Source organism: Terriglobus sp. YAF25, from assembly GCF_052113305.1.
Taxonomy (GTDB): Bacteria; Acidobacteriota; Terriglobia; order Terriglobales; family Acidobacteriaceae; genus Terriglobus.
The window spans coordinates 1-3,798 of sequence record NZ_JBFRCY010000454.1; the positions used below are offsets into that span (position 1 = coordinate 1).

Consider the following 3,798-nt stretch of genomic DNA (forward strand, 5'->3'; position numbering starts at 1 on the left):
GGTCTACCGTACCTATGTCGCCACCGATCGAGACAACATTACCGATGAAGACCGTTACCGTGTCTGGCAGGCCATCAATCAAGCCAAGCGCCGGCGCCCTGATCTTGACCCAGGTCTCTTTGACTTTGTCGGCGATGTACTTACGCTAAAGGTGCGCGGCTTCCGCGAGAATGAGTTCGTCATGCGCTTCCAGCAGTTCACCTCGCCGGTGATGGCCAAGGGAGTGGAAGATACAGCGTTCTACACCTATAACCGCATGATCGGGTTGAATGAAGTGGGCGCGGATCCGGCGCATAATGGCATCAGTGTGGAAGAGTTTCACCACTACTGCGCGACCATACAGCAGACGCATCCGCAGACGATGACGACGCTTTCCACGCACGATACGAAACGTGCAGACGATGTGCGCGCGCGTCTGGCTGTGCTGACAGAGATTCCGGCGCGGTGGCGTGCCGCGCTGAACCGCTGGTCTCGCATGAATACAGAATTCCGCGGCGAGCGGTATCCCGATCGCAATACCGAGTACTTTCTTTACCAGACGATGATCGGTGCGTGGCCGATCAACAAGAAACGTCTGACGGCATACATGGACAAGGCCATGCGCGAGGCGAAGCAGCACACCACCTGGACGAACAATAACCGTGAATATGAAGATGCACTGCATCGCTTCATCGAACGGATTCTCGAGCACCAGCCTTTCGTAAATGAGTTGGAGCAGATGGTGGAACGTGTCCGCGAGGCCGGATGGATGAACTCGCTGACGCAGACACTGCTGAAATACACGGCTCCAGGAGTGCCCGATCTCTACCAGGGCGGAGAGCTCTGGGACTATTCGCTGGTAGACCCCGACAATCGCCGACCGGTGGACTACGACCTCCGCCGCCGTCTCCTCCAGGAGGTACAGTCGCTCTCTCCTGAAGAGATGATGGAACGCAGCGAAGAAGGCCTGCCCAAGCTGTGGCTGATCCACAAGCTGCTATTGCTGCGGAAGGAACATCCGGAGTGGTTCGGACCCACTGCGGCATATACGCCACTGGAGGTGCAGGGGCCGAAGGCGGCGCACATCATCGCGTATCTGCGGAATCACAGTGTCATCACACTGGCACCTCGTTGGCGCATTAAGCTTGGAGATAGCTGGGCAGGCACAACGGTCGAGGTCCCCGAGGGCCGCTGGAAGAATGTGCTGACCGGCGAGATAGAACATGGCGGACGGCAGAAGACCGCCAGCTTCCTGCAGCGCTTCCCCGTAGCGCTGCTGGTACGGGAGTAAGGCATGCATCGGTTTGAAGTATGGGCGCCGCGCGCCTCTCGCGTCCGTCTGCATCTTCATGATGGACTTCACGAGATGCAACCACCCCGGGAGGTGGACGATCATGGCTGGTGGAGGTTGGAAGCTCCCGATGCCGGGGCTGGTACGCGCTATGGCTTTGCCATAGACGATGACGATCAGCTATGGCCTGATCCACGATCGTTGTGGCAGCCGGATGGTGTCCATGGCCTGTCCTGTGTCTACGATCAGGCCGCCTTTGCCTGGACCGATAAAGGCTTTCAGGCGCCGCCGCTCTCAAGCGCGGTCATCTACGAACTGCATATCGGCACCTTTACCCCGGAAGGCACACTGGACTCCGCGATCGCGCGGCTCGATCACCTGGTTGAGCTGGGTATTACCCATGTGGAGCTGTTGCCGCTGGCCGCGTTTCCGGGTGTCTTTGGCTGGGGATATGACGGTGCGGCGTTGTATGCCGTGCATCAGCCGTATGGCGGTCCGGATGCGTTGAAGCGCTTCGTGGATGCGGCTCATGGCAAGCGGCTGGCAGTGCTGCTGGATGTTGTCTACAACCACTTCGGTCCGGTGGGGAATTACACCGGTAAATTCGGCCCGTATCTGGTGGATACGCATCACACACCCTGGGGCGGTGCGGTGAACTTCGAAGAGTGGGGAGCGGACCAGGTGCGGCGCTTCTTTCTCGACAATGCACTGATGTGGATGCGCGACTTCCACATGGATGGTCTGCGTCTGGACGCTGTTCACGCCTTTGTAGACCGTTCCGCGATTCACTTCCTGGAACAACTTGCTACCGAGGCAGAGCATCTCAGCTCCGCTACCGGCCGGCAACTCGCGTTGATCGCCGAGAGCGACCTGAACGACCCGCGCATCGTCACTCCGCGCGAGGCAGGCGGTTACGGCATCGACGCGCAGTGGAGCGATGATTTTCACCATGCGTTGTTTACCGCTGTTGCACCGCACGAGACACGCGGCTACTACGAAGACTTTGGTGGCCTGGCAAAGCTGGCCAAGGCGCTGGAAGAGGTCTTCGTGTACGACGGCATCTATTCGCGTCATCGCAACCGCATCCATGGACGGCCCGCTGGGACTCTGGATCGGCATCGTTTTCTGGGCTATATCCAGAACCACGACCAGATAGGAAATCGTGCTCAGGGTGATCGGGTTGCGGCGATTGCCGGAATAGACCGTGCCCGTGCCGCCGCGGCTCTGATGTTGCTGGGGCCATTTGTGCCGATGCTCTTTCAGGGCGAGGAGTGGGCCGCATCCACACCCTTCCTTTACTTCGCCGACCATGAAGAGCCGGAGATGGCCCGCGCGGTGAGCGAAGGCCGGCGGCGTGAGTTCGCAGCCTTTGGATGGAAGCCGGAGGACGTACCCGATCCCGTCGAGCGTGCGAGCTTCGAGCGCAGCTGTCTTCGGTGGGAGGAGACCGCAACCGGGGAACATGCGCAGATGCTGACCTGGTACAAGGACCTGATCCGGCTACGGCGCTCCCTGCCGGAGCTTGAGGACGGCTCGCCGGGAACCTGTCGCGTCGAGTTCGATGAGCAGCAGGGATGGCTCATGATGCACCGGGAAGCGGTCACGGTGGCGGTGAACCTGGGTCGTCAACCGGTGCGGCTTTCGGTCCCTCCCGTTACCGAACTGGTTCTCTCCTCCGGCACGTGCACTCTCGAGAGCGGTACACTAACGCTGCACGATGGGGCAACGGCCGTTCTGCGGCGCAGTTAGAGTATTTTCCCTGTGGGTATACGTGAAGGCTTCCGCATCCGATGGGCGTTTCTGCAATGAAACGCCACTGCAAGTCCCTTTCCGGATCCCCGGCAACAGAGAAAACGCTTTAGACGAGCGCTTCCCCGGAAGGTTTCAGCGTAATTTCCCCAGAAATTTCATGAAACTTAGGCGACGGTTCGACCGTAATCCCTGCAGACTCCCCAACTGCAGTGCGGCACGTCGTTTTGTGCGATCCAGCCGACTGTGTGTGGTGTCCCGTTCGAGGATTAGGCTATGTTCGCAACCAAGAGAGATTTTCTGGCGACTCTGTTCACCGCGACTGCGGTGGTAATGACCGTTTCGCCCTGCGCTGTAGCCCAGAATGCATCGGCCCTCGGCACCGTGAAGAGTATCGATGGGAAGACAGTGACGGTGGCGACAGACAAGGGAGCAACGGTGACCGTGACCCTTGCTGACGCTACCAAAGTAGTGCAGCTCGCGCCCGGGAGCACTGACCTGAAGACCGCACAGCCGGCCACAGCCTCTGATATCACTGCCGGAGACCGCGTGCTTGCCAGCGGCCCGGGTGACGCTTCCGCGATCACGGCTGTTCGCGTGGTCCTCATGAAGTCTGGCGATATCGCACAGCGCAATGCGGCAACCCAGGCGGATTGGGCTCGTCGTGGATCGGGCGGTCTGGTCAACGCCGTGAACGGCGGCTCTATCACGATCAAGCAGGGCCAGAAGGTTGTCGAGATTACGACGACACCGAAGACAATCTTCCGCCGGTACGCAGC

The 3,798-nt window shown here is 59.8% G+C and carries 1 protein-coding gene and 2 pseudogenes; all 3 read left to right on the forward strand.

Features of this window, described 5'->3' with window-relative positions:
- Window positions 1–1,270 (forward strand): annotated as a pseudogene (locus tag AB4043_RS17785) (malto-oligosyltrehalose synthase); the annotation flags it as partial.
- Window positions 1,271–1,273: 3 nt separating this feature from the next.
- Entirely contained in the window at window positions 1,274–3,019 is a 1,746-nt protein-coding gene (treZ, locus tag AB4043_RS17790; protein WP_442300562.1) for a malto-oligosyltrehalose trehalohydrolase, read from the forward strand.
- A gap of 276 nt (window positions 3,020–3,295) precedes the next feature.
- Window positions 3,296–3,798 (forward strand): annotated as a pseudogene (locus AB4043_RS17795) (hypothetical protein); the annotation flags it as partial.

Coding starts and splice junctions, on each gene's coding strand:
- treZ (WP_442300562.1), top strand. CDS start 1,274: ATGCATCGGTTTGAAGTATGGGCGCCGCGCGCCTCTCGCGTCCGTCTG.